At 56.4% G+C, this 26,067-nt stretch carries 29 protein-coding genes and 3 tRNA genes; 7 read left to right on the forward strand and 25 right to left on the reverse strand.

Annotation, left to right across the window (positions count from 1 at the left end):
* Window positions 1–226: 226 nt before the first annotated feature.
* From CLH62_RS02020 to CLH62_RS02035, 4 genes are all read left to right on the forward strand, one after another.
* Window positions 227–1,054, forward strand: a complete 828-nt coding sequence (locus CLH62_RS02020) for a VWA domain-containing protein (protein WP_099616480.1) — start codon at window positions 227–229, stop codon at window positions 1,052–1,054.
* Window positions 1,055–1,212: 158 nt separating this feature from the next.
* Window positions 1,213–1,289: transfer RNA gene (locus tag CLH62_RS02025), tRNA-Val, on the forward strand.
* 254 nt (window positions 1,290–1,543) lie between these two features.
* Entirely contained in the window at window positions 1,544–1,735 is a 192-nt protein-coding gene (locus CLH62_RS02030) for a hypothetical protein (RefSeq protein WP_099616481.1), read from the forward strand.
* Between the two features lie 246 nt (window positions 1,736–1,981).
* Window positions 1,982–2,341, forward strand: coding sequence for a hypothetical protein (locus CLH62_RS02035; protein WP_143752345.1), 360 nt, complete (start codon window positions 1,982–1,984; stop codon window positions 2,339–2,341).
* 28 nt (window positions 2,342–2,369) lie between these two features.
* On the opposite strand, the gene CLH62_RS02040 is transcribed toward CLH62_RS02035, so the two are convergent.
* The 6 genes from CLH62_RS02040 to dapA all read right to left on the reverse strand — a co-directional run bounded on the left by CLH62_RS02040 (window position 2,370) and on the right by dapA (window position 7,535).
* Entirely contained in the window at window positions 2,370–2,903 is a 534-nt protein-coding gene (locus tag CLH62_RS02040) for a lipocalin family protein (RefSeq protein WP_099616483.1), read from the reverse strand.
* 63 nt (window positions 2,904–2,966) lie between these two features.
* The gene (locus tag CLH62_RS02045; protein ID WP_099616484.1) at window positions 2,967–3,974 is read right to left on the reverse strand and encodes an NAD-dependent epimerase; all 1,008 of its coding nucleotides are present in this window, start codon (window positions 3,972–3,974) and stop codon (window positions 2,967–2,969) included.
* Between the two features lie 29 nt (window positions 3,975–4,003).
* Window positions 4,004–4,732: a TIGR04219 family outer membrane beta-barrel protein gene (locus CLH62_RS02050; RefSeq protein WP_099616485.1), complete on the reverse strand. Its 729-nt coding sequence runs from the start codon at window positions 4,730–4,732 to the stop codon at window positions 4,004–4,006.
* 32 nt (window positions 4,733–4,764) lie between these two features.
* Window positions 4,765–5,478, reverse strand: a complete 714-nt coding sequence (gene purC / locus CLH62_RS02055) for a phosphoribosylaminoimidazolesuccinocarboxamide synthase (protein ID WP_099616486.1) — start codon at window positions 5,476–5,478, stop codon at window positions 4,765–4,767.
* A gap of 45 nt (window positions 5,479–5,523) precedes the next feature.
* Complete coding sequence (gene bamC / locus CLH62_RS02060) at window positions 5,524–6,621, reverse strand: outer membrane protein assembly factor BamC (RefSeq protein WP_099616487.1); 1,098 nt, start codon at window positions 6,619–6,621, stop codon at window positions 5,524–5,526.
* 35 nt (window positions 6,622–6,656) lie between these two features.
* On the reverse strand, window positions 6,657–7,535 hold the full coding sequence (dapA, locus tag CLH62_RS02065) for a 4-hydroxy-tetrahydrodipicolinate synthase (RefSeq protein ID WP_099616488.1): 879 nt from the start codon (window positions 7,533–7,535) through the stop codon (window positions 6,657–6,659).
* A 74-nt stretch (window positions 7,536–7,609) separates the two neighbouring features.
* Between dapA and CLH62_RS02070 the strand changes: the two genes are divergently transcribed.
* Window positions 7,610–8,077 carry a peroxiredoxin gene (locus tag CLH62_RS02070; protein ID WP_099616489.1) on the forward strand — a complete coding sequence of 156 codons (468 nt, stop codon included), beginning with the start codon at window positions 7,610–7,612 and terminating at the stop codon, window positions 8,075–8,077.
* A gap of 7 nt (window positions 8,078–8,084) precedes the next feature.
* On the opposite strand, the gene CLH62_RS02075 is transcribed toward CLH62_RS02070, so the two are convergent.
* A complete protein-coding gene (locus CLH62_RS02075) occupies window positions 8,085–9,164 on the reverse strand; it encodes an AI-2E family transporter (protein WP_099616490.1) in 1,080 nt (359 codons plus the stop codon).
* Between the two features lie 16 nt (window positions 9,165–9,180).
* A complete protein-coding gene (locus CLH62_RS02080) occupies window positions 9,181–9,408 on the reverse strand; it encodes a sulfurtransferase TusA family protein (RefSeq protein ID WP_099616491.1) in 228 nt (75 codons plus the stop codon).
* A 165-nt stretch (window positions 9,409–9,573) separates the two neighbouring features.
* Here CLH62_RS02080 and CLH62_RS02085 point away from each other — a divergent pair, with 165 nt between their 5' ends.
* Window positions 9,574–11,052 carry a M48 family metalloprotease gene (locus CLH62_RS02085; RefSeq protein ID WP_099616492.1) on the forward strand — a complete coding sequence of 493 codons (1,479 nt, stop codon included), beginning with the start codon at window positions 9,574–9,576 and terminating at the stop codon, window positions 11,050–11,052.
* Here CLH62_RS02085 and nadA read toward each other — a convergent pair whose 3' ends face one another.
* The 14 genes from nadA to aspS all read right to left on the reverse strand — a co-directional run bounded on the left by nadA (window position 11,053) and on the right by aspS (window position 22,283).
* Window positions 11,053–12,114: a quinolinate synthase NadA gene (gene nadA / locus CLH62_RS02090; protein ID WP_099616493.1), complete on the reverse strand. Its 1,062-nt coding sequence runs from the start codon at window positions 12,112–12,114 to the stop codon at window positions 11,053–11,055.
* 192 nt (window positions 12,115–12,306) lie between these two features.
* Window positions 12,307–12,382, reverse strand: a tRNA-Lys gene (locus CLH62_RS02095).
* A gap of 69 nt (window positions 12,383–12,451) precedes the next feature.
* Window positions 12,452–12,527: transfer RNA gene (locus CLH62_RS02100), tRNA-Lys, on the reverse strand.
* Window positions 12,528–12,621: 94 nt separating this feature from the next.
* On the reverse strand, window positions 12,622–13,359 hold the full coding sequence (ybgF, locus tag CLH62_RS02105; protein ID WP_099616494.1) for a tol-pal system protein YbgF: 738 nt from the start codon (window positions 13,357–13,359) through the stop codon (window positions 12,622–12,624).
* A 16-nt stretch (window positions 13,360–13,375) separates the two neighbouring features.
* Complete coding sequence (gene pal / locus CLH62_RS02110) at window positions 13,376–13,945, reverse strand: peptidoglycan-associated lipoprotein Pal (protein ID WP_099616495.1); 570 nt, start codon at window positions 13,943–13,945, stop codon at window positions 13,376–13,378.
* Between the two features lie 68 nt (window positions 13,946–14,013).
* Window positions 14,014–15,327, reverse strand: coding sequence for a Tol-Pal system beta propeller repeat protein TolB (gene tolB / locus CLH62_RS02115; protein ID WP_099616496.1), 1,314 nt, complete (start codon window positions 15,325–15,327; stop codon window positions 14,014–14,016).
* A 16-nt stretch (window positions 15,328–15,343) separates the two neighbouring features.
* Entirely contained in the window at window positions 15,344–16,324 is a 981-nt protein-coding gene (gene tolA, locus CLH62_RS02120; RefSeq protein ID WP_099616497.1) for a cell envelope integrity protein TolA, read from the reverse strand.
* Window positions 16,325–16,403: 79 nt separating this feature from the next.
* On the reverse strand, window positions 16,404–16,850 hold the full coding sequence (gene tolR, locus CLH62_RS02125) for a protein TolR (RefSeq protein WP_099616498.1): 447 nt from the start codon (window positions 16,848–16,850) through the stop codon (window positions 16,404–16,406).
* Window positions 16,851–16,896: 46 nt separating this feature from the next.
* Window positions 16,897–17,586 carry a protein TolQ gene (tolQ, locus tag CLH62_RS02130; protein WP_099616499.1) on the reverse strand — a complete coding sequence of 230 codons (690 nt, stop codon included), beginning with the start codon at window positions 17,584–17,586 and terminating at the stop codon, window positions 16,897–16,899.
* Between the two features lie 3 nt (window positions 17,587–17,589).
* Window positions 17,590–18,051: a YbgC/FadM family acyl-CoA thioesterase gene (locus tag CLH62_RS02135; protein ID WP_099616500.1), complete on the reverse strand. Its 462-nt coding sequence runs from the start codon at window positions 18,049–18,051 to the stop codon at window positions 17,590–17,592.
* Window positions 18,044–19,075: a Holliday junction branch migration DNA helicase RuvB gene (gene ruvB, locus CLH62_RS02140; RefSeq protein WP_099617594.1), complete on the reverse strand. Its 1,032-nt coding sequence runs from the start codon at window positions 19,073–19,075 to the stop codon at window positions 18,044–18,046. The genes CLH62_RS02135 and ruvB overlap by 8 nt, the downstream gene beginning before the upstream one ends.
* A 132-nt stretch (window positions 19,076–19,207) precedes the next feature.
* Window positions 19,208–19,837 carry a Holliday junction branch migration protein RuvA gene (ruvA, locus tag CLH62_RS02145; protein WP_099616501.1) on the reverse strand — a complete coding sequence of 210 codons (630 nt, stop codon included), beginning with the start codon at window positions 19,835–19,837 and terminating at the stop codon, window positions 19,208–19,210.
* A gap of 30 nt (window positions 19,838–19,867) precedes the next feature.
* Complete coding sequence (gene ruvC, locus CLH62_RS02150; protein WP_099616502.1) at window positions 19,868–20,395, reverse strand: crossover junction endodeoxyribonuclease RuvC; 528 nt, start codon at window positions 20,393–20,395, stop codon at window positions 19,868–19,870.
* A 79-nt stretch (window positions 20,396–20,474) separates the two neighbouring features.
* The gene (aspS, locus tag CLH62_RS02155; RefSeq protein WP_099616503.1) at window positions 20,475–22,283 is read right to left on the reverse strand and encodes an aspartate--tRNA ligase; all 1,809 of its coding nucleotides are present in this window, start codon (window positions 22,281–22,283) and stop codon (window positions 20,475–20,477) included.
* Between the two features lie 334 nt (window positions 22,284–22,617).
* On the opposite strand from aspS, the gene fabR reads away from it, so the two are divergent.
* Window positions 22,618–23,250 (forward strand): HTH-type transcriptional repressor FabR, encoded by a 633-nt coding sequence (gene fabR / locus CLH62_RS02160; protein WP_099616504.1) that lies wholly within the window; start codon window positions 22,618–22,620, stop codon window positions 23,248–23,250.
* Here the strand turns inward: fabR and CLH62_RS02165 are convergent.
* From CLH62_RS02165 to galE, 3 genes are read right to left on the reverse strand one after another with little or no spacing between them, the layout of a single operon-like run.
* Window positions 23,247–23,681 (reverse strand): HIT domain-containing protein, encoded by a 435-nt coding sequence (locus tag CLH62_RS02165; RefSeq protein ID WP_099616505.1) that lies wholly within the window; start codon window positions 23,679–23,681, stop codon window positions 23,247–23,249. The two genes, fabR and CLH62_RS02165, sit on opposite strands and share 4 nt — an antisense overlap.
* Window positions 23,682–23,696: 15 nt before the next feature.
* The gene (locus CLH62_RS02170; RefSeq protein WP_099616506.1) at window positions 23,697–25,040 is read right to left on the reverse strand and encodes a UDP-glucose dehydrogenase family protein; all 1,344 of its coding nucleotides are present in this window, start codon (window positions 25,038–25,040) and stop codon (window positions 23,697–23,699) included.
* Between the two features lie 30 nt (window positions 25,041–25,070).
* Entirely contained in the window at window positions 25,071–26,066 is a 996-nt protein-coding gene (gene galE, locus CLH62_RS02175; RefSeq protein WP_099616507.1) for a UDP-glucose 4-epimerase GalE, read from the reverse strand.
* Window position 26,067 lies beyond the last annotated feature (1 nt).

The following is a 26,067-nucleotide window of genomic DNA, read 5'->3' on the forward strand; positions in this document are numbered from 1 at the left end:
TGAGACAGCAAGTGTCAGGAAAATAAACACTTTTACGAGAACATTCGCAGCTGAGATTTTTAAACCCAGTATGCACATGTTTTTATTGATTTTTTTTGAAAGGATAGGTGGCACGCATTATGCCTCAAAAAACCTGAGCTGATTTTTCAGTTCAGGCGCAGGTTTTACCGATATCGATGTACGGCAAGATGCCTGCAATGCACTCAACCTGGATGAGAAAACTATTATGAAACTGAAAAAACTATTATTCGGCCTTTTGGTCGGTGCCGCCACTCTGTCAGCGCCGGCTCACTCCGCACCTATCCTCAGTGATATCGTATTCGTTGTTGACGAATCCGGGTCCATGGGGAACGTGCAAGCCAATTTGAGAAATAACATAGGCTTGTTCGCCAACATCCTGACCGGAACGGGCCAAGTTGATGCTCGCTATGGCTTGGTAGGTTACGGTGATATCAACGTCGCGCCACGAATGGTGACAGACTTTACCAATGCCACGGGTTTTGCCTCTGCGGCCAGCGGACTGGTCGCGTTCGGTGGGACGGAACCTGGCTATACCGCCACGGCATTTGCCCTGAACGAATTGGATGGCCAGACGGATCTTTTTTCATTTCGTTCCAACGCCGTCAAGAACATCATTATCTTGACGGACGAGCCAAGTAACGGTGACACCGGAACCTATGGCACTGTCGGTGGCGCAGCTGTAAGTGAATCGGTTCTGGATGGCCTTCTCACAAGCAATAACGCTCTGTATAACGGTGTACTCAGTGGCTTCGGAACTGAAGCATCCTACGATGACCTGATTGCTGACCACAGCGGCACCATCTTTAACTTGAACCTGTTCAATACGACGGACCAAACCATTGTCCAAAATTTTGTGACAGACTTCGCCAACAAGAAGCTTCAGGAAACACTCGATTTCTGCGACCTGAATCCAAATGACCCTGCCTGTCAGCCGAATGAGGTTCCCGAGCCCGGCTCTCTCGGCCTTCTGAGCCTGGCCTTGGGCGGCCTGCTATTCAAAAGGCGCCGGAGCAGGCTCCAGGCAGTCTCCTGATACTTCCTTGAGACGGGGTCAACAGACCCCGTCAGTTTTATTTACACGTCGAAAGTTTGGTCAAGTCCCCAGGGCCTATACAACGAATCGGAAAACCGCGTAAAAGTGGTTGACCAACATCGGAGGAATCAGTATATTTCGTCCCCGTTGCAGGACACAGGACCATAGCTCAGTTGGTTAGAGCGCTGCCTTGACATGGCAGAGGTCGGCAGTTCAAATCTGCCTGGTCCTACCATTCCTGCAAGTAAAAGAGTCACTCAGAGCGTAAGCCGAGTGGCTTTTTTTGTGTCTGGTTACCTGCCCCCAAGACCAAATCTCATCTATATTTGACCACAAGAACAGAACAAACTGCTGACAAGATCAGGTACGACAACACCGTTAACAGGCTCCATGGATTGTATAAACTGGAGTAGCCACGGGTGATCCTTTCATGCAAGTCGCAAAAAAATATGGTGTAATATGGTCAAATAACCGTGAATGGGGGGCGGTATGTCTCTGTTGAGCATGTTCTTCAGTGAAGAAGATCGTAAACTTCACCAGATGCGGAAAGAATACCCCAACCCTGATATGCACGTGGTTGGTGATGGTACGGTACGCCTGGATCCGAAGAAGATTCGGGAGTCCAAGGAGTACAAGGCGTTCTCTGCAAAAATGAAAGAGTTTGCCGGAACCGCGAATTAACATGCGTCCAGGGAGGGCCGGGGGCTTTTTCTTCTCATCTTTCCGGTCCTCGTGGCTGGCTACCGAGCCAGCCTGATCCATCCCGTAGAAAGCCTCGCTAACGCCCGCCATCAGGGCCAACGTCTATACCTATCCAGTGCCACAATGGGCCTCAAATGCTTTGCGTTGGCCGGAGTAATCGTCTATCTCCTACACGAACTCCTGCCGAACCCAATCAGCTTTTGGGGATGGCACCTTTCACTGTCATTGGCTGATCATATCGGTAAGTCCATTGCCTCGATGGGGGTGGCTTCCACCAAGGTTGCCATGAATTGGACGTGGTTCATACTACTGAGCATCGCCACTTGGTTTGCCGGTGATCTGCTAAGGTTCAGGGCGTACCTATGGCAGGCGCTCTGGCACGGCACCTGGAACATCAAGGTGCCCGTCACCGGCAAGCTCCTCGCCGACTCGCCAATGGACTACCTACTGTTTAAGGCCATGCATTCGAGAAAAGCTGTAATGCTGTCCATGAGCGACCGAAAGGTTTACGTGGGTTACGTTGCAGCCTGTGCCGAGCCATCCCAGAATGGCGGTGCATACCAGGAAGTTACCCTGGCTCCGTAGAGAACAGGCTTTTCTATGCGTGCAAGGTTTACTCTGCCCGATTCTGTTCCACCATTATCAGCTCTTCCAGATCAAACCCCTCAACCCTGGCCCGCTGCTTGAACGCCTCAATCGCTTTTTCACTGACCTCCGGGGTACGGGAAAGGAACCACAGGTAGTCCCGGTTGTAACCGGTGACGTAGGCATAGGAGTAGTCCTCTTTTTCCAGCTCAAAGACGACGTAGGAAGCGTAGAAGGGGCCGAAGAAGGAGACTTTCAGATGGCCGGTGTTTTCATCTTCCACAAACACGGCCCGGCCATCGGCCTCCTCCCATTTGCCTTCCTCAACGTTGTAGCCTCGGTTGATGACTTTGATGCTGCCATCTTCGTTGCGGCTGTATTTGGCACGGACATTACTCAGGCCGCGCTCGAAGGAATGATCGAGGCGGGCAATTTCATACCAGGTACCGAGATAGCGGTCTGCTTCAAAACCGGTCACTGGCTCAATATTGTCCGGGAGGCTGGTACAACTGGCCAGGCCGATGAGCGTAACGAGCAGGAACCATTTTCTCATAGCGGACATATCCGGGATTTCTCCATGACTGGATGATGGATAATAAAAGGGCCAGCAGTTGCTGGCCCTTGTTTATACCTTGTAGAAGTCCCGATACCAATCCACAAACCGGGCGATACCTTCCTCCACCGTCGTGGACGGTTTGTAGCCGACGTCATCAATCAGATCGTCAACGTTGGCATAGGTGGCGGGGACATCCCCGGGTTGCAGGGGAAGCAGGTTCTTCCGGGCTTTCTTGCCCAGTCTTTCTTCGATGATCTCGATAAAGCGGGACAGCTCCACCGGGTTGTTGCTGCCGATGTTGTACAGACGGTATGGCCCCTTGCTGGTGCCCGGATCAGGTTTTGCGCCACTCCAGTCCTGGTTTGGCTCGGCCACGTGATCCAGGGTGCGGACCACGCCCTCTACGATGTCATCAATGTAGGTGAAATCCCGGCGGTGGTGGCCGTGGTTGAAGACATCAATAGGTTCACCGGCCAGAATTTTCTTCGTGAAAATGAACAGCGCCATGTCGGGCCGGCCCCAGGGCCCGTAGACCGTGAAAAACCGAAGACCGGTGGTTGGCAGGTTGTAGAGGTGACTGTAGGTGTGGGCCATCAGCTCGTTGGCTTTCTTGGACGCTGCGTAGAGGCTCAGGGGGTGGTCCACATTGTCATGCACCGAGAAGGGCATGGTCTCGTTGGCACCGTACACGGAGCTGCTGGAAGCGTATACCAAGTGCTTCACGCCATTATGCCTGCAACCCTCGAGGATATTCATGAAGCCAACGAGGTTGGCATCGACATAGGCGTTCGGATTCTCGATGGAGTAACGCACCCCGGCCTGCGCCGCCAGATGCACGACCCGCTCCGGCTTGTGCCTGGCAAAGAGTGTTTCCATGGCAGCCCTGTCAGACACATCCTCACGGACTTCGGTAAAACCCGCTTTGCTGGTCAGACGTTCCAGGCGGGCTTCTTTCAGGTTCACGTCGTAATAGTCATTGACGTTGTCAACGCCGATAACTTCATCACCTCTGTCCAACAGGCGGTGAGCCAAATGTGATCCAATAAAGCCCGCGGTACCGGTTACGAGAATCTTCAAGTGTCTCTCCTTAGAACAGAATAGCAACCTTAGAACGCAACGCCCGCACTCACAAACGGCCCGCCGATCTCAATATCCAGCCGATCATCACCGTCTTCGTAATCGATGGCCATCTGGCGATAACCGGCCCGGAACTGAACCAGGGCAATCTCATACTGGCCGTAGGCGTTAAAATCATGCAACGAGTCGCCGTCGAAGCTGATGAAGTTGCCTTCCGCGCCTACCGATACGCCGGTAAACGGCAGGTCGAAACGGGCGGAGAGATAAGCCATGGGAATAACGGCATCAACGCTGGTTTCGCTGGTGGCGAGGCCATTTACTTCCTGTACTGTGAGATCACCGGCAAGATCTCGGGCGGTCAGGCCCAGATCCAGGTTAACCCAGTTATCCAGTACTTCGTAATACAGGGTCAGGTCCAGCTGTTCCAGATCCAGGTCGGACTGGACATCGCCAGTAACACCATCGAAGCCCACCAGACCAACTTCACCCCGGCCACTCTGCTCAACCAGCGTGTAGCTCAGACGAACATTGGGCAACACCGGTACCGGATGCTCCAGATAGAGCGAGGCGTTGGCATTGGAATCGCTGTCCAGGTTCAGATCATTTTCGACGTCCACAACGTCGTTGTTGGTGGCAGCCTTACCGGACAGATCGGAATCCCAGTAACTTACGCTGGCGCCCAGACCAACAACATCCGCCTGGGACAGAGGCGTCACCAGAATCAGTGAACCACCTACAGCAAGCAACAGTTTACGCATGACACACCTTTAAAATTGTTTTCAGTTTCAAATCAGTCGAACTGGATACCAAGACGGCGCCCGACTTCCTCATAAGTTTCTATAACGTCACCCAGGCCCTGGCGGAAGCGATCCTTGTCCATTTTCTTGCGGGTTTCGCTGTCCCAGATCCGGCAGCCGTCCGGGCTGAATTCATCACCCAGAACAATCCCGGCACCGCTGCGACCGAACTCGAGCTTGTAATCAACCAGCAGCATGCCGGCTTCGTCAAACAAGGCCTTCAAAACGTCGTTCACTTTGTAGGTGAGCGCCTTCATCTGAGCCAGTTCGTCGGCGGTTGCCCAGCCAAAGCTGACAGCCAGCGACTCGTTGACCATCGGGTCATGTAGCGCATCATTTTTCAGAAACAGCTCATAGGTGGGCGGGTTCAATTCCTGGCCTTCTTCCACACCCAGACGACGGCAAAGACTGCCGGCGGAGATGTTTCGAACCACGCACTCAACCGGAATCATGTCCAGTTTCTTGACCAGTGATTCGGTGGAAGACAGCAGCCCTTCAAAATGGGTTGGCACGCCCGCCGCTTCCAGCTTTTCCATGATGAAGGCATTGAACTTGTTGTTCACCATGCCCTTGCGGTTCAACTGTTCCTTTTTTTCGCCGTCAAAGGCGGAGGTATCATCGCGGAATACCATAACGAACCGTTCGGGATCGTCCGTACGGTAGACGGATTTCGCCTTGCCGGCATAGAGTTCTTCACGTTTTTCCATCAGGGGTCTCCGAAAAGCGGCCGCGTCAGGCGGCCCCTTTCTGAATCAGTATAGGTAATCGAATAGTTGTGTGAGCAGATCCGGCGTTGTCCGGCTGCCAGTGTAACCCGGCGCGGGTTCAGCAGAGACCACGATTGCCCCGTTCCGCTGGATAAGGTTCACCGTATGGGTATGCTGGGGTGCATCCTTGTCGCTGAACCAGCTGAACCAGCCAGGATCCCGTTCGTCTTCAGTACGGAAATCCACCTGGAACCAGCCTTCACTGCGATTCAGGTCCACAACGGGGATGTCAGAATCCGTAAGCGCCCTGCTCACTTCCGCCCAGGAGCGACCGTAATCCAGCTCCATGCGAATAGCGACGGCTTCGTCATTTTCCGAAATCAGCCGAACGAGTGGATCGCTGACCATCCCGGAGGCAGCGCGGGAGAAGGATTTACTCTCTTCCCGGGCCCTTAGAAACTCGCCCAAGTCGGCCAGAATGCGTTTCTGCAAGGCCAACGCCAGCTCTGAAGGATCAGAAACTCCGGGCCAGGGCACCAGCTCACCTGGCTCGTCCGCAACGTCCAGCTTGCGCACCTGAATTTCAGTCGTTTTGCGCCGGACACCAGGTGCCATGCGCACCTGTACAACTACTTTCTGCTCTTCAGCAGAAGGATCGTCAGGCAACTCCACCAGCTCGCGGGCACGCTTGCTGAAATTTGCCAGTTCACTTTGCAGAATACCCAGTTGAGGGCTTTCCAGTGCTACACCCAGGCCGCGTTCGGCCATGTAGGTATTCACAGCTGGCCAGATCCTTCCGGGCACATCGTTCACCAGGAGCCAGGCTCTGCCATCGAGCTCTTCGATAACGTAATTTTCATCGAGGATGTCGGACGTCATGTCCGGCGGACGCGGGATATCGGACGGATACATTTTACTGGCATCGGCCGGTTTGACGTCGCGGATTGGCATGCTCTGGCTGAATCGGGAATCATCAGCCGATTCCGGCAGTTCGAGCGACTGCCCTTCTTTCGCGTTTACGTAACGCTCTGAACGGTCTTCGACCAGACTGCATCCGGAAACTGTTGCTACAAGCAACAGTCCGGACAGAACAACAACGGGTTTCAACATGAAGGTATTACCGGTTCCTTGTAGAACCTGCATCAGGTTACTCCGGGTCAGGGACGATTTCAGCAAACTCAGAGTACACCTGAGGCCTTGAGGGCATCTTCCACTTCGCTGTGGAACTTTTCACTGAGCGGTGTCAGCGGCAGGCGGATGCCTTCTCCAATCATTCCCATTCGATGCAGGGCCCACTTTACCGGAATCGGGTTTGCCTCTAGGAACAGCTTCCGGTTGAGCGGCATGAGCAACTCGTTGAGCCGCTCTGTTTCCTCACGATTGCCGGCAATCGCCGCTTCGCACAGCTGCGACATACCCTTCGGGGCAACGTTAGCGGTAACGGAGACATTGCCCTTGGCGCCGGCAAGCATCAGTTCCGCTGCTGTGGCGTCGTCGCCAGAGTAGACCGCAAGGCGCCCGCCCAGAGCATCAATCAGTTCGGCACCGCGGGGAATGTTACCGGTGGCATCTTTGATGCCGACAATATTGGGGATATCTGCCAGCCGAAGGACGGTCTCGTTGAGCATGTCGCAGGCGGTCCTGCCAGGCACGTTGTAGAGCATCTGGCTCATGCCCGGGACGGCTTCGGCAATGGCCTTGAAGTGCCGGTACAGGCCTTCCTGGGTCGGCTTGTTGTAATACGGCACCACCAACAGGCAGGCATCAGCACCAAGCTTATGGGCTTCGCTGGTCAGCTCAATGGCCTCACGGGTGCTGTTACCGCCGGTACCCGCGATAACCGGAATCCGACCGTTCACACGTTTGATGATATGACCGATAACCCGACAATGCTCTTTCGGGTCAAGCGTTGCGGATTCGCCGGTGGTACCCACAGCCACGATACCGTGCGTGCCGTTTTCGATATGAAAGTCTACCAGCTTATCCAGATCCTCCCAGTGAATTTCACCATCTGGATGCATGGGCGTGACCAGTGCGACAAGGCTACCCGTAATCATAAAAGCTCCGTCCGAATAAAACCGATATGTTAATGTTGGGCACGAACTGACACAAGGGAATTAAAGGAGATGTCATGCCATCCGTCGAGTTAAACAAACCTGTTCCGGATTTTGAAGCAGTAGCTACGGGCGATCAGACCATTCGCCTGGACGATCTCAGAGGCCGGAATGTGGTTATTTATTTTTACCCGAAAGACAACACGCCTGGCTGTACCACCGAAGGCCAGGACTTCCGGGACCGGATGAAACAGTTTGAAGAACTGGACACCGAGATTCTTGGGGTGTCGCGGGATGGCCTGAAGGCACACGAGAATTTCAGGGCAAAATACGAGTTTCCTTTCCACCTGATTTCCGACAAGGACGAGGCGTTGTGCAAGCTCTTTGATGTCATCAAACTCAAAAAGCTGTATGGCAAGGAATACATGGGGATCGACCGCAGTACCTTCCTGATCGATCAGGAAGGTGTGCTCAGAGCTGAATGGCGTGGCGTCAAGGTAAAGGGCCACGCAGACGAAGTGCTGGAGGCTGTGAAGGCGCTTTGAGCGCCTTTCAGACGTTTTCGGTATCCGGCGGGGGAAGGGAATCTTTCACCGGCCAGGCGGAAAACACAGCCTTGAGCATGGTTGCCAGCGGTATGGCAAAGAACACGCCCCACAAGCCCCAGATACCCCCGAAAAAAAGCACCGCGACGATGATAACGACTGGGTGCAGGTTGTTCACTTCCGAGAACAGCACAGGAACCAGCACATTGCCGTCCAGGGCCTGGATGATACCGTAAATCGCCATCACCCAGATAAACTGGCTGCCCCAGCCAAAGGCAAACAGCGCGATTACCGCCACGGGAATAGTCACCACGGCGGCGCCGATGTAGGGAATCACCACGCTCAAGCCAACCAGCAGAGACAGCAGCGCCGCATAGGGCATGCCGAGCAGCTTGAAGGCAATGTAGGTTGCGCCACCGACAATAAGAATTTCCAGGGCTTTGCCGCGGACATAGTTGGCACACTGCAGGTTTACCTCGCGCCAGATTGTCAGCATCATCGGGCGCTGAGGTGGAAGCATTTTGGCAATGGAGCCAAGCAGGACCTCCCGGTCTTTCAGGAAGAAAAACACCAGGATGGGTACCAGCACCATGTAGATCAGTAATGCCACCAGATCCGGGATGCTGGACAGCGAAAAGGACACCAGCCATTGAGTGAACTGACCCACTTCGGTGCTGACCTGCTGGTAAACCGTACCGACAGCCTCAACTGAAATTAGATGGGGGTATTGCTCCGGCAACAACTCAAGGTAGGACTGCAGTTCGCGGATAATCCGCGGCGCCTCGCCAGCGAGCGCACTGAGCTGGGCCCAGATCAACGGCAGCAGGCCGAACAGGAAACCGACAAGCACACCAAGGAACACCAGGAACACCCCAAGGATGGAGACTGCCTCGGGAATTCCCAGCTTGTTAAGCTTGGTGACCAGCCCCTGCAGAATAAAGGCGATGATTAGCGAAGCAATGGCCGGGGCCAGCATGGCACCAAACCAGATGACGAAGACCGTTCCTGTTACCAGAATCAGGAACAGGATGACCGCTTCTTCATCCGAGAAATATTTATGCGCGAGACCGCGTAAAGTCCTGATCATTTACAACTCCGAAAAATTAGCCGCCGCACTTTATCACAAACCGGTACTGCCCGGCGGTTTCAGAGCTGCTCATCAGTGTATGCCGGGACAGCTGCAAAAACGCAGGGATATCCCTGGCAGAACCAGCATCGGTCGCAATGACCTCGAGCTCCTCGCCGGGGGACATGGTATTCAGTTCCAGTTTGGTTTTCAGCAGCGGCATGGGGCAACGCAGCCCGGAGGCATCTAGGTATCGGTCAACCATACAAACAAGGCACCATCACAGTAACAATAAGCGGATTTAACAAGCAGGCATTATGCCGACAGTGATAATGTATTGCATTACAATCCTCTTCAAGGCGGTGATCAGAACTTTTTACCGTAACCCGCTGTCAAACCGGCGATTCAGACCAAAGGCAACCGGCATTACATGATTGTTTACCAATTCCGATTTCGGGCACTCCCAGAATTACTGACTGCGGTCTCACTGGCGCTTGCGCTATTGATTATCTCCCTGCCCGCTCAGGCACAGGACAGCAGCCTGCCCAGCATTGGCGGCAGTGGCGGCGGCCTTATCGCCGGCCAGCAGGAATCAGACATCGGCCAGCAGGTAATGGTATCCATTCGTCGCTCTGCGCCGCGCATCACCGATCCCCTGGTTTATGATTATCTGAGTGCCATTACCTATCGGCTGGTGCCCTCTGCGCCACTTCAAAACCGGGACCTGACCCTCGCACTGATCGACAGCCCTGCCATCAACGCTTTTGCCGTGCCCGGAGGCATTGTCGGGGTTAACGGCGGACTATTCCTGAACGCGGCAACTGAACAGCAGTTTGCGTCTGTACTGGCCCACGAACTCGCCCACCTCAGTCAGCGGCATTTCGCCAGGCGCATGGAGCAGCAGGAAGCCAGCGCACCCCTGACGCTGGCGGGGATGATTGCCGGCATCGTGCTCTCGGCTGTCACCCAATCGGACATAGGATTTGCAGCCATTGCCGGAACCCAGGCGCTGGCGGTGCAGAATATGCTGGCCTACAGCCGGGCCCACGAACAGGAAGCAGACCGGGTTGGCCTGGACATTCTGGCCACCGCCGGAATGGATCCAAGAGGCATGCCGGAAATGTTCGAAATCATGATGCGGCAGAATCGAATGCAGGGAAACCGACTGCCCGAGTACCTGTCCACACACCCCTTGACTCAAAGTCGTGTCGCAGACACCCGAAACCGGGCTGAACAATACCCGGATGAAGAAATACGGGACGGGCAGGAATACCACCTGATTCGAAGCCGCCTGCAGGTTCACTACGCGCCGTCACCGGATGTCGCCGTCGAAACCTTCGAAGCCTACCTTGATAAGCCGGACGTTCAGCGAAATGAGGCCATCCGGTATGGCTTGTCGGTTGCCTACCTGGAAGCAAGACAATACGAAAAAGCCGCCAACATCCTGAGCGAGCTTCTGACGACGAATCCGGGACGGATTACTTTCCAGGTTTCACTGGCAGAGGTTCGGCTTGCCCAGAACCGGCCAGACGACGCCAGGGCAATCCTCATGGATGCGCTGGCAAGAAATCCGGGCAATTATCCTATTACCTACACCCTCGCCCAGACGGAAATTGCCGACGGCAATGGCACCGTGGCAGCCGAGTACCTCAAGCAACTTACCCGCACATGGCCCAGCCAGGAACACCTCTGGCTCAAGCTCGCAGAGGCTGAGGGCATGGCACGGAACATTGTGGGAGTGCACAGGGCGCGCGCCGAATACGACGTCTTGATGGGCGATCTGGAGTCCGCTCAGCGGCAACTCAGACAGGCTCAGGAGAAATTGCCCGCCGGAGCACCCCAGCGGCAGATCGTGACGGAGCGTCTCGCAGAAATCACCAGCCGGTTGACCGCCAGGGCCAACAGCTGATCAGGCGTTACCGGCAGCTTTCAGATTCATGTTGGCGGTGAAGTCGAGCATGCGCTGCAGCGGCTTCAACGCACGCTCTCTGAGCGCCGGGCCCACATGAACTTCCTGATCGCCCTGCTCCAGTACGTGCAACAGGTTTTCCAGACCGTTCATCGCCATCCACGGACAATGGGCACAGCTGCGACAGGTAGCGCCATTGCCAGCCGTTGGCGCTTCAATCAGGGTCTTGTTTGGTGCCAGTTGCTGCATCTTGTAAAAGATGCCGTTATCGGTGGCAACTATGAACTTCTCGTTTGGCAGTGTCTGGACCGCATGGATCAACTGGGACGTTGAACCCACCACGTCGGCCATTTCCACCACTGCATCCGGTGACTCCGGGTGCACCAGTACTGCTGCGTCCGGATAAAGCGCCTTGAGATCTTCCAGGCCACGGTACTTGAATTCCTCATGGACGATACAGGAGCCATCCCAGAGCAACATGTCGGCGCCTGTGGTCTTCTGCACATAATGTCCCAGGTGTTTGTCCGGTGCCCACAGAATCTTTTCACCGCGGGCATCGAGGTCCTCAACGATGGCCTGGGCACAGCTTGAGGTAACCACCCAGTCCGCCCTCGCCTTGACCGCAGCAGATGTGTTGGCATAAACCACCACGGTGCGATCCGGATGCTGGTCACAGAACTCCGAGAACTCATCTTCCGGACAACCGACGTCCAGAGAGCAAGTCGCCTCAAGCGTAGGCATCAGCACACGCTTCTCCGGATTCAGAATCTTGGCGGTCTCCCCCATAAAGCGAACACCTGCCACCACTACCGTCGACGCCGGATGCTGATTACCAAACCGGGCCATTTCCAGGGAATCGGCAACACAGCCGCCGGTCTCTTCGGCGAGGCGCTGAATGTCCGGGTCCGTGTAGTAATGTGCCACAAGCACCGCGTCCTGAGTTTTCAGGGCGGACTTGATGCGGGCCTCCAGGTCAGCCTTTTCGCTGGCGCTGAGCGGCTTCGGCTCGGCGGCATGGGCCAGGTGTTCCTGGACAAGGATACGGTCTTCAGCGTGTGTCATTCCGGCATCTCTGTGTTGCGTTAACGGGGGAAGTATAACATCTCAAACCCCACTTTAATGATTCTGAAACAGGGGCAGCACAAACTCGAGGTGGCTTTTCCTGTTCCCTGCTTACCTAGGTAAGAACGTACACGCAAAAAAAAAGAGCCCGAAGGCTCTTTTTTTCACAAAAACCCGGAGGCTTCTGTTATTTGGTGGGTCGTGAAGGATTCGAACCTTCGACCAATTGGTTAAAAGCCAACTGCTCTACCAACTGAGCTAACGACCCATGACTGCCGATTAAAGCCTTTGGCCTCAATCCATACCGAACGATTCAGCCCACCCGGTATTTCGTAATTGGTGGGTCGTGAAGGATTCGAACCTTCGACCAATTGGTTAAAAGCCAACTGCTCTACCAACTGAGCTAACGACCCAAACGAGGCGCATATAGTAATGATTTTTGGCCGCTGATCAACCCCTTTTTTTCAGGTTTCTCAACATTTTTCCCGTACCGGGGCCTCAGACGTTTCAGGACTCAAGATACTTCTTTGCCAGGTCCGCGGCGCTACTGGCGGGGTAATCTTCGATCACCATTTTCATACGGCGCTGCGCTTCCGCCTTTTCACCCAGGCGATCATGAGTCACGCCGAGCTTGTAAAGCGCATCCGGTGCTTTCCGATGATCAGAAAAACGGGTCGCCACAATGGTAAATGCCTGCTTCGCCTGTTCCAGCTGCGGCTTGACCAGATAAACCTCGCCCAGCCAATAATAGGCGTTTACGGTAAGGTCGCCTTCCGGATACTGATCAATAAACTCGTAAATCCGGCTGATGGCCTCATCATATTTTTTCTGGTTACGGATAAGATCCTGAATCTGTTCGTAGGCCTTGCGCTCTTCGGGACCGGGCTGGCGATATTCCTTGACTGCCGGTGCCGAGCTGGACGCGGCCGAATTCGAGCCTGCCGAGGTCTCAGGAGCTGGTTGCGAAGCCAACTTCTCTGACAGGTCCAGGATACGCTGATCCAGGTCGATATACCGGTCGCGCCCTTGTTCCTGCAGGCGGTTAATCAGATGCCGTTGCTCCTCTACTTCACCCTGGAGCCGCCTGACTTCACCCTGAAGCTGCTGGATCATGTAGAACAGCTCAGCCGTAGCCTGGCTGCTATTGCCACTACGCTGAGCATCCTGAGCTGATTGCGCCAGCGCTGACCCCGCCTGCCCGAAGGCAAGCGGGAGCAACACTGTCGCCATGAGTGTTTTTCTCATGGACCTTCCTGTGTGTTTACTCAAATACGAGTTCCACGCGACGGTTCTGGGCCCATGCACTCTCACTGGAACCCATCACTGCCGGCTTCTCTTCGCCATAGCTTACGGTCTCAAGCTGGCCGCGTGAAGCACCATTCACAATCAGGAAGCGCTGTACTGCGTTGGCACGACGCTCACCGAGGGCCAGGTTGTATTCCTTGCTGCCGCGCTCGTCGGCGTGGCCTTCGAGCCGAACATTCTGGCCCGGATTGTTGGCCAGGTAACGGGCATGGGCCACCAGAACGTCACGGGCTTCCGGCTTGATTTCCGCGGTATCGAAATCGAAATAGAAGACGGTCACTTCACGCAGCGCTGCCTGCTCGGCCTGTTCACGGGCCGCCATGCGCTCTTCTTCTGTCATTGCAGAGGAGGAAACGCCACCCTGGTCATCACCGCCATAGACCGTAGAGCCGCCTTCCTGATCCACAGCCCCTACGTCTGAGCCGTACTCGCCGTCTTCCGTGGGTCCGCCGGTCGAGCTACAGCCGGCAACAAGGCCTACGGAGAGTAAAAGTGCAAATGCCTTGGATTGAGCTGAAAACTTCATAATCTTTTCCTTTCAGTTGATTGACGTTATTTCCTGAACAATTACCGAAGCCAGTCGAGCTGCGGCAATCAGCGAACCAGAGGTCCCCAGACCGGATCCCGAACCTCTCCCTCAGAACCCGGAAGACTGTATGCCGCCCCACCATCCGACGATATGACGGTAAGCACGCTGGTGCCATTCTGGTCGGTTGCATAGATCAGCATCCTTCCATTAGGAGCAACACTTGGAGATTCATCAGACTCTGTCCGGGTGAGAATGGTTTCCTCCCCGGTTTCAAGATCTGTACGGGCAATGTGAAACGCACTGCCCCTTTGATGTACGTAATAGACAAATTCTCCTTTGCTACCGGCCCGGGGGCGTGCGTTGTAACGGCTGCCAAAGGTAATGCGCCGGGGCTCAGCACCGGGCTCTGCCATGTAATAGATCTGGGGGCCACCCGAACGGTCGGAAGTAAAGAAAATCCCTTCGCCCCTGGCGTCCCAGTTCGCTTCGGTATCGATCGCCCAATGATTGGTCAGCTTGGTCAGCTGACTGGTGTCCAGATCCATTCGGTAAATCTCGGCATTACCGTCCTTGGAAAGCGTCATCAACAGCGACCTGCCATCATCGGACCAGGCGGGCGCAGAGTTGAGCCCGGGGAAATCCGCAACCTTGCTACGTTTGCCCGTAGCAAGTTCATGCACGAATATCACCGGCTTTCCGGTTTCAAAGGAGACATAAGCCAGTCTCTTACCATCCGGCGACCAGGCCGGCGACAGGATCGGTTCCTGGCTTTCCAGCCGGATGCGTGCCCGCTTGCCATCGACATCGCTTACCTGCAAACGGTAACGCGGCTTGCCATTGGCGGAATCCAGGGTCACAAAGGCGAGCTGGGTCGAAAATACCCCGGGCACGCCGGTAATGGACTCGTAGACCTTGTCGCTGATGTGGTGCGCCAGGGAGCGCATATTGGAGGCAGGCGCTGCCGCCGTTTCCCCGAGAATGCGCTCCTCACGGTTGACGTCAAAAAGTTCGTAGCGGGCCTGAACCCGATCTCCACTGCGTGTCAGCGACCCCACCAGAACATAACGCTGCCCCAGCAGCCGCCAGTCCCGGAAATACACTTCCTCACGTCTGGATGGCAGGCTCAGCATTTTTTCAGGCGGGAGTGTGCGGAACTCTCCACTCATGGCGAGGTCCGCCTGCACGATGCTGGCAACTGTGTCGCCTGCCGGCATCTGACCGGATTCGGCGAACGGAACGACTGACACAGGTATGGCGGAATCTGCGCCTTCGGTGATCCGGATCAACAGTTCCGCGCGCACACCGGTAACCATCACGAATACAAGAGTGATGGCTGTCAAGAGTGTTTTTGACGGTTTGTACCAAATCCGCTGTGTCATGGTGTTATCCGTATCCTTATCTCAACCTGCGAGGGTTGAATTCAATCGTAAACTGCCGGAAATAACGTTCAAACGTATCCCGGTCGTCTGGTATCGGGTAACGGCTCAGGGAGCGCACCGCGCCAAGGGCTGAATTATCAAAGGCGGTATTACCACTGCTACTGACCAGCTTAACACTTGCCAGCTCGCCCGTTGGTAACAGGGTAATCTGAAGCCGTGCTGTCATGTCCTCGGTCGCCGAGGAGGGCGGATACCAGGCCTGGCTCAGCCTTTCCCGGATCAGTTGCTGATATTTCTCACTTTCCGACAGCATCTGCGCCTCTCTGGCCTTTGCGGCAGCAGCCTCCCGTTGGCGACGGGCTTCCTCTTCAAGGGCCTGGCGAGCAGCATCCGCCTGGGCTTCCAGCTGCTGTTCACGGAGTTTTCGCTCTGCCTCAAGACGCTTTTGTTCAGCTTCCTGGCGCGCCAGTTCTTCCTGCCGCTTGCGCTCCGCTTCTTCCCGCTTTCTCTGCTCTTCCTGCCGGCGTTTTTCTTCTTCAGCTTTTTTTCTGGCCTCTTCCTGCCGGCGCTTTTCTTCCTCGGCTTTCTGACGTTCACGTTCTTTGGCTTCAGCCTCGGCCATTTGCCGGGCGGCTTCCTCTTCACGAGCCTTGCGGGCTTGCCGTTCCTTCGCCTCGGCTTCCTGTCGCTCCCGTTCCTTTTGCTGCTGGAGCTTTTTCTGTTCTTCCTCACGCTTCTGCTCGGCGATACGTCGCGCTTCCTCTTCCTGACGACGCCGCTCTGCTTCTGCCTGCTGGCGCTGTTCCTCAGCCTTGCGTTCTTCATCACGTTTTTGCTGATCCACAGGATCCACCACCGGGCTTGGCTCAGGCTCCTGCTGCGTGATCAATCGGGCCGCTATGCTCCGGGGCGGCGGTTCGTGTTTCGGCGAGGTCCAGGACCAGCCCGCCAGCGCAATGCCCAGGATCAGCACATGGAGCGTTACTGAAAGCACCACTGGCGACTTCCAGGGCGGCACTCCGGTAGTGGTTACTTCGCGCTGGTTATCTCTCACAACACTCCTGCCTGCACCGGTGTCACTTGTCGTCCCGGGGTGATTCAGTAATCAGGCCAATACTGCTGGCGCCCGCACCTTGCAATTCCGCCATCAGTCGCACAACCGTACCGTAGTCCACGTATTCATCGCCACGGACCAGAATTTCACTGGAGGAGCGTTGGGACAGAATCTTGACGATCTGCTCCCGAACTTCGGCCAGCGACATTGGATCACTGCCCTTGTCGCCCACTTCAACATAGTAGGCACCGTTGGCGTCCACCGAAACGATCACCGACTCAACGTCTTTGTCCGCCTGAATCGGATCAGCAGTGGTCTCTGGCAGATCCACCTTGACGCCCTGAGTCAGCATCGGCGCGGTAACCATAAAAATGATCAGCAGCACCAGCATCACGTCGATATACGGAACCACGTTGATTTCCGACATTGGCTTTCGCCGCTGTTCCGGCATCATTCCCATGCCTTTCATAAGCTATCGCTCCTGCCCTGACTCCTGCCCGTAAAAGGTGTGGCCATCACGCGGCGCCCTTGTCAGTCTGGTGAACGCGGCGATGAAGAATACTGGAGAACTCATCCGCAAAGGTGTCATAGTTCTTGAGCAACGCATCGGACATGGCCGCGAAGCGGTTATAGGCGATAACCGCCGGAATTGCTGCAAACAGACCCATAGCGGTTGCAATCAAGGCTTCAGAAATACCCGGGGCGACGGTTGCCAGAGTCGCCTGCTGCACCTGGGCCAGACCGCGAAATGAATTCATGATGCCCCAAACGGTCCCGAACAAGCCGACATAGGGGCTTGTTGAACCGACCGTTGCCAAAAACGGAAGATGGGCCTCCAGGCGTTCCTGCTCGCGGGAGAAGGCAACACGCATGGCCCGCTGCGTGCCTTCCATCACCGCATCGGCATCCCGGCTTTGCTGACGCAGCCGGGAGAATTCCTTGAAGCCAGCCCGGAACAGGGCCTCCATACCGGAAAATGGCGTCGGTTCGGCATTTACCTCCCGGTACAGCTGACCGAGATCCATGCCGGACCAGAAACGTTCTTCAAACGCCAGCTGCGCCCGTTTGGCTTTTCGGAACACCTGAATACGCTGGAAAATCAGCGCCCATGACATGATGGATGCCAGGGCCAGCAAAAGCATGACCAACTGCACCAATACACCGGCGTTTGCAATCAGGTACCAGACTGATAGTTCTGAATCCACCTCTTACTCCTGGCTCATTCTGTTTGTCGTTTCAGGAGGCTGGACATTCCTGGCCAGCAATTCCTGCATATTGTTCGGCAGGCGACGGGGCCGGCCTGTGTCCAGGGCGACACAGGCAACCCGCACTTCGCCGTCGCAGAGCAGTTTCCTGTCCGCAGCACGACTGACCCTCTGCCTGAAGTCCATCCACACCCTGCCGAAAGCCACTGGCTCAGCAGTTACAAGTAACTCATCGTCGAGCTTCGCCGCCACAGAATAGTGGATTGAAAGCCTCTGCACGACATAGCTGATATTGTCGGCAAGCCCCGCTCTCAGACCGACGCCACAACTGCGTACCCACTCGGTCCGGGCCCGCTCCATGTAATGAAGGTATTTGGCATGGAATACAATGCCGCCGGCGTCCGTATCTTCAATATAGACCCGGACCGGCAACTCAAAACCTGCTTCTACTGCCTGATCAGCCAAAAAGATCGTCCTCCCTGCCCGATTTCGGCGGAATAACCCCGAAATGCTGGTAGGCACTGGAGGTAACCATTCGGCCTCTCGGCGTACGCAACATGTAGCCCTGCTGGATCAGGAAGGGCTCAAGCACATCTTCGATCGTGCCCCTTTCCTCACTGATGGCTGCGGCAAGACTCTCAACGCCCACCGGACCACCATCAAACTTTTCAATCATTGCCAGCAGCAACCGGCGGTCCATATGGTCGAAGCCCTGATTATCAACCTTCAGCATGTTCAGGGCCTGATCAGCGATGTCAGAGGTGATACGGCCATCCGCGCGGACTTCGGCATAATCACGGACCCGGCGCAACAAACGGTTGGCGATCCGTGGCGTCCCCCGTGACCGGCGGGCGATCTCGAACGCACCGGCCTCATCCAAAGAAACGGAAGACAGCCGCGCGGACCGGATGATAATGCTGGTGAGATCTTCTGTGTTGTAGAACTCGAGACGCTGAACAATGCCAAAGCGATCCCGCAACGGGGAGGTCAGCAAACCGGCGCGGGTGGTGGCACCTACCAGCGTGAACGGCGGTAGATCCAGCTTGATTGAACGGGCAGCGGGGCCTTCACCGATCATGATATCCAGCTGGTAATCTTCCATGGCCGGATACAGCACTTCTTCCACGGCTGCGCTGAGGCGATGGATCTCGTCAATAAAGAGAACGTCGCCTTCCTCAAGATTGGTCAGCATCGCCGCCAGATCGCCAGCCTTCTCAAGAACCGGGCCCGAGGTTGTCTTGATAGACACCCCCATCTCGTTGGCAATGATATTGGCAAGGGTGGTTTTACCAAGACCGGGTGGGCCGAAAATCAGCACATGATCCAGAGCTTCCTGGCGTCCACGGGCAGCTGAAATGAAAATATCCATCTGCTCACGGACCGTCGGCTGACCAACATATTCGGCCAGCAAGGTCGGGCGAATAGCTCTATCATGCACTTCTTCATATTCACCGGCCCGGGCCGAAATCAACCGGTCGGATTCGATCATGGCATCACCCATAGTGTGGGAATCAACATCGTGCCTCGCCTTCTACCCGTTGCTCCAGGCTGCCCCAATTGTACAAAGGGGTTTGGAGGTGTCACGTTACGCTCTCTACAGGTTCACGACAGGTGGCAGTGATCAGGCCGGTATCATATTGCGAAGGGACAGCCGGATCAGGGTCTCACTGGTCATACCTTCCTCTGCCACCTTGCTAATGGCCTTCGCCGCTTCCTGGGGCTTGTACCCGAGCGCAATCAGCGCAGCTTCCGCCTCCTCTGTCGCCGCCGGCCCAACAGGCGCCGCATGTCCAGCCATCTGACCCAATCCTGTCGCATCAGGCGACGTTGGCACGAATTGCCCTTCAAGTTGCCCTATCCGGTCGGTCATTTCAATAAGCAGGCGCTCGGCCGTCTTTTTTCCGACCCCGGGCAGTTTGACCAACGAGGCCAGGTCCCGGTTCTCTATGCAGCGGATAAACTGCCTGGCATCGAGGCCGGAAAGGATGCCCACCGCCAGTTTTGGTCCCACGCCATTAACCTTGATCAACAGGCGAAACAAATTTCGGTCCAGCCGAAAGGCAAAGCCGTAGAGACTCTGGGCGTCTTCGCGGACTGCAAAATGGGTGTGGAGGATCACTTCGTCGCCGGTTTCGGGTAAGTGGAAGAAGGTGGTGTAGGGAATGTCAATTTCGTAGCCAAGGCCGGCGCACTCTACCAGCGCCTGGCCCGGAGCCTTTTCAACCAGAATACCTCGGATACGACCAATCAAGGGGCATCTCCTGTGGCTCTTGTGAGCTGTTTACTGTTGTCGCACGCGACCGCTTCGAACCTTACCGGCGCCATTGGCCACCCGCAGGATGCTCTGACTCATGTGGGCATGACACATCGCAATTGCCAGGGCATCGGCCGCGTCCGCCTGAGGTTTGCGTGAAAGTGAAAGCAGCACCTGTACCATGTGCTGGACCTGAGACTTGTCTGCCCCACCCTTGCCGACAACTGCCTGCTTGACCTGCCGGGCGGAATACTCGTGAACCGCTAGCCCGCTGTTGGCGGCACTGACGATAGCCGCACCCCTGGCCTGGCCGAGTTTCAGGGCCGAATCGGGATTGCGCGCCATGAACACCTGTTCAATGGCAAATTCTTCCGGACGATACTCGCCGATCAGCGTGGCCAGACTCTGAAAAATGGTCTGCAGACGCTCGGCCATGGGCTTCTCGCCCACGCGAATGCAGCCACTGTCGATGTATTCGATGTGCCGACCTTCGACACGGATGACGCCGTAACCGGTAATTCTCGATCCCGGATCAACGCCCAGAATTATCGCCACATCAATGCCTCTGTCTGGTTACAGCGACGCCATCGACCACCCGGGCGCAGCGCGACGGCCCTGGCCCGGTGCTCACGACTTACTCCTCTGCCTCGCCTGCTTCAGCCTTGTTGCCTTCCACAGGTTTTGCCGACTTGCGCAGGCGGATGTGCAGCTCGCGCAGCTGCTTCTCGTCCACTTCGCCCGGCGCCTGGGTCATCAGGCAGGTAGCGCTCTGGGTTTTCGGGAAGGCAATCACATCGCGAATAGACGTGGCACCGGTCATCAGCATCACCAGGCGATCCAGGCCAAACGCCAGGCCGCCATGGGGCGGGCAACCGAACTTCAAGGCGTCGAGCAGGAAGCCGAACTTGGCCCGAGCCTCTTCTTCGCCGATACCCAGGATGCGGAACACGGTTTCCTGCATCTTTTCGTCATGGATACGGATCGACCCGCCACCCAACTCGGTACCGTTCAGGACCATGTCGTAGGCGCGGGACAATGCGTTTGCCGGATCTGCCGCCAGGTCTTCCGGGCTGCAGGACGGCGCGGTGAACGGGTGGTGAATCGCGGTCAGGCCGCCATCCGGCGTTTCCTCGAACATCGGGAAATCCACCACCCACAGCGGCGCCCAATCACAGGTCAGCATGTTCAGATCGTGACCGACCTTGATACGCAGCGCACCCAAAGCTTCGTTGACCACGGTTGTCCTGTCGGCACCGAAAAAGACGATGTCGCCGTCTTCTGCGCCCACGCGCTCCATGATCGCCAGGGCCACATCGTCGCCCAGGAACTTGATGATCGGAGACTGCAGGCCTTCAACACCCTTGGCCAGCTCGTTGACCTTGATGTAGGCGAGGCCCCTGGCACCGTAGATACCGACAAACCTGGTGTAATCATCGATCTGCTTACGGGTCAGCGCGCCACCTTTCGGAACTCGCAGTGCCGCCACACGGCCTTTGGGATCCTTGGCGGGGCCAGCGAAGACCTTGAAGTCCACACCTGCCACCAGATCACCCACATCCAGCAGTTCCAGCGGGATACGCAGGTCCGGCTTGTCACTGCCGTAACGCTGCATGGCTTCGGCATACGGCATCTGCGGGAATGACGGCAGCTCTACGTTCAGCACGTCCTTGAACAGGGAGCGGATCATGTCTTCGTTCAGACCCATCAGGATCTCTTCATCGATGAAAGAAGCCTCGATGTCTACCTGGGTAAATTCCGGTTGACGGTCGGCACGCAGGTCTTCATCCCGGAAGCACTTGGCGATCTGGTAGTAACGATCGACACCAGACACCATCAGCAGCTGTTTGAATAGCTGGGGCGACTGGGGCAACGCAAAGAAGGAACCTTCGTGGGTACGGCTGGGCACCAGGTAATCCCGGGCGCCTTCCGGCGTGGCACGGGTCAGGATGGGGGTTTCCACATCCATGAAGCCGTTGCTGTCCAGGTAGTTACGGATATAGCTGCTCACCCGGGAACGGAAACGCAAACGATTGATCATCTCCGGACGGCGCAGGTCCACATACCGGTAACGCAGGCGAACGTCCTCGCCCACGTCGACGTGTTCGTCCAACGGGAACGGCGGTGTCGCAGCGGCGTTCAGAATGCTGACTTCCTTGCCCAGCAGCTCAACCTGCCCGGTGGGCATGTTGCTGTTCTCGGTTCCCGCAGGGCGACGACGCACCCGACCGGTGACTTTGATAACGAACTCACTACGCACCTTTTCCGCCAGTGCAAAGCTTTCGGGAGTATCCGGGTCGACGACCACCTGAGAAATACCATCCCGATCCCGCAGATCCAGGAAGATAACCCCACCGTGGTCACGGCGACGGTGGACCCATCCGCAAAGTGTGACTTCCTGATCGATGTGGGATTCATTGATCCCACCGCAATAATGACTGCGCATACCGGTTCCCGTTCCGTTTAATGTGTTCAAATTTGGTGCTTTAAGTGCCGCACCGGATGTGGTGGGCTTTTCCGAAACACGCTGTGAATACGTCCATGTACGCTCTGCTCCGCCATCCATGGCTCCGCAAGGTTTCGGAAAAGCCCACCACACCCGGCGCTACGCTGTTCGTGCCCGCTCAAAAAATGTTGCGACCATAGCGGAAAAGGCGCCCATTATAAACACAATGGCGCTGAAAATCAGGCGTCCTGGAACGCAAATCACGTGGCCGGATGACTGAAGGTTAACAGCCAGCTAGAATGCTCCTTTTTCTACCACCAGAGGGAGTCTGAACTTGGCCACCAGAGCGGAGCAGAAACTGAAAACACGGCGTGCCCTGATGGATGCAGCCCTGGCTCAGTTAAGTGCCGATCGGGGCTTTGGCAGTCTCAGTCTCAGGGAGGTTGCCCGAGAGGCCGGTATTGCACCTACGTCGTTCTATCGACATTTCTCGGAACTGGACGAACTTGGGCTGGCGCTGGTGGATGAAGGAGGCGTTGCCCTGCGGCAGTTGATGCGGCAGGCGCGCAAACGGATCGCCCGGGACGGTGGCAGCGCCATTGTGACGTCCGTGGAAACCTTTATGGAGTATCTGGGTAACAACGCGAACCTTTTCAGGCTCATGCTGCGTGAGCGTACGGGCGTTTCCACGACGTTTCGAACAGCGGTGAAAGCGGAAATCGACCACTTCGTGACCGAACTGGCGGATGATCTTCGGCGGATCGCGGAGGAACAGAACAAGCCGCTCTCTGAGGCGAAACTGGTGGCCGAGGCGATGGTGACGCTGGTGTTCAATCAGGGTGCGGAGGCGCTGGATGCGACTCCGAAGGAGCGAGAGGAACTCAAGGTCAAGCTGAAAACGGAGCTACGGATGATTCTGGTCGGTTCCCAGACGCTGGCAAAATACCAGTCTCGCTCAGGACGCTAGACCCCCGACTGGAGCTGCTCGAGTACCGGAGCAAGCCCTTTCCGGACCTGTTCCAGCTCCAGATCGGTATAGGGCACCGGTGCCTGTTTACCCCACACCGGGCCCGGCCAGGCCGGGTCTCCCTCGAAACGCACGATATGATGCAGGTGCAGCTGGGGCACCATATTTCCCAGGGCGGCGACGTTCATCTTGTCGCCCTCGAACACGTCCATCATAGCCTGGCTGAGCGCCGAGGACTCCCGCAAAAGTTGATGCTGCTGGTCTGCCGACAGCTGATAGATCTCCCGGACTCCGACAACGGCCGGCACCAGTAGCACCCAGGGCCAGGTGCTGTCGTTCATCAACCGGATCTCACACAACGGGCTGGCGCCGAGGCCGATGGTGTCGGCGCTCAGACGGTGGTGCAACTGGAAATCCGCGGGCATGGTCATGATCGCTCCCCAATATTACTGCGAATGGAACTGGGTACGGCCACGACCGATGGCGTAGTAGATCAGCCCGTAACGCTCCAGCATTTCCGGCTCGTAGAGGTTGCGGCCATCAAACACCACAGGCTCACGGATCGTGGCTGCAATGGATTCGAAATCTGGCGAGCGAAATTCTTTCCACTCGGTACAAATTGCCAGCACATCCGCGCCCTTGAGCGCCTGCTCCTTGGTGCCGCACAGGGTCAGGCCCGACTGGTCTCCGTAGATTCGCTGGGTCTCTTCCATGGCCTCGGGATCAAACGCCTGAACGACCGCCCCGGCTTTCCAGAGGTCTTCCATCAGGGTTCGGGATGACGCCTCACGCATGTCGTCGGTGTTGGGCTTGAAGGCCAGGCCCCAGAGCGCCACGACCTTGCCCTTCAGGTCGCCCCCGAAATAATGGCTGATCTTGTCGAACAGGACGTGCTTCTGGGCGTAGTTTACCGCCTCCACCGCATTCAATAGTGGCGCGTCATAGCCACAGTCACTGGCCGTCCGGGCCAGCGCCTGAACATCTTTCGGGAAGCAGGAACCACCATAACCGCAACCCGGATAGATGAAGTGGTAACCAATCCGGGGATCGGAACCGATACCGCGCCGGACGGCCTCAATATCCGCCCCTAGCCGCTCGGCCAGGTTGGCTATTTCGTTCATGAAACTGATCTTGGTGGCCAGCATCGAGTTGGCCGCGTATTTGGTCAGCTCCGCGGACCTCAGGTCCATGAAGATCATCCGGTCGTGGCTGCGGTTGAACGGGTAATAGACTTCCCGCAGGAGTTCCGCGGCGCGCTCGCTATCGGTACCTACAACGATCCTGTCCGGCTTCATGAAATCATTGATGGCCGCCCCTTCCTTGAGGAATTCCGGATTGGAGACCACATCAAAGTCCAGCTCCAGACCTCGGTGGTCAAGCTGTGCCCGAACAGCAGCTCTGACCTTGTCGCCCGTTCCCACCGGCACAGTGGACTTGTCGACCACCACTTTGTAGTCGTCCATGTACTCGCCGATCGACCGGGCAACGGCGGTCACGTACTGAAGATCGGCAGAGCCGTCCTCATCCGGGGGTGTGCCTACGGCAATAAACTGGAGGGTACCGTGCCGAACCGCTTCTTCGGCGTTCGTGGTAAACGAAAGACGCCCCGCCTCGACTGTATGCTTTACGATGTTCTCGAGGCCCGGCTCATAGATGGGAATCTGGCCATTCTTCAGCTTTGCGATCTTGCCCTGATCAACATCCATGCATAGGACGTTGTGACCAACATCTGCCAGACACGCCCCGGTTACCAAGCCTACGTAACCGGTGCCAAAAATCGTAATTCTCATCCGTTAAATCCCGATGCAAATACAAGAAAGTTATTGGGTGTTGTCGGCCTTTTTCTTCTGCCAGATCGCTTCCCAGGCCAGAGCCGTACCCACAATGGTGTCCAGATCATCGTAATCAGGCTGCCAGCCCAGGGTTTGCCTGATCAGCGTGTTATCCGCCATCAGCGCAGCCGGGTCGCCCGCCCGCCGGCCGGCTTCGGTAACCGGAAAATCGACGCCGGACTTTTCCTTCACAACATCAATCACTTCCCGAACCGTAAACCCACGACCATAACCGCAATTCATGACCTTCGAATGACCGCCGTCCGCCATGTAATCCAGTGCCATCACGTGAGCCTTGGCCAGATCTTCCACGTGGATGTAATCCCGGATACAGGTACCGTCACGGGTGTCGTAGTCAGTACCGAAGACGCTCATGCCCTCTCTCTGGCCAGTAACACATTCACAGGCCACCTTGATCAGATGGGTCGCCTCGGGCGTGGCCTGACCGAGCAGTCCGTCAGGATTGGCACCGGCCACGTTGAAATAACGCAAAATGACGTAATTGAGGCTGGAGGCGGCGGCCAGATCCATGATCATCCGCTCGCTCATCATCTTGGAGGCACCATACGGATTGATGGGCGCCAGCGGCAGATCCTCGGTCAGCACCGTCTGCTCCGGCATGCCATAAACGGCTGCGGTGGAGGAAAACACCATGTAGGGCACGCCGTGTTTCTCGACGGCTTTGAGGAGGTTCAGGGTGTTGCGGGTGTTATTGCTGTAATACTTCAGGGGATTGGCGACGGACTCCGGCACGACGATATTGGCAGCGAAATGAAGAACCGCTTCAAACCGGTGGCGGGAGAACAGGTCCTCGATCGCCGTCTCATCCGCCAGATCCCCGACCACCAGTTCACCAGCCGTTACCGCCCAGCGATACCCGGTGGACAGGTTATCGAAAACCACAATATCGTGACCGGCCTGGCCCAGCTGGCGAACCACATGACTGCCAATATACCCGGCTCCGCCGGTAACGAGGACTTTCATA

Origin of the sequence: Marinobacter guineae (assembly GCF_002744735.1) — a bacterium.
In the GTDB taxonomy this organism is placed as follows: domain Bacteria; phylum Pseudomonadota; class Gammaproteobacteria; order Pseudomonadales; family Oleiphilaceae; genus Marinobacter; species Marinobacter guineae.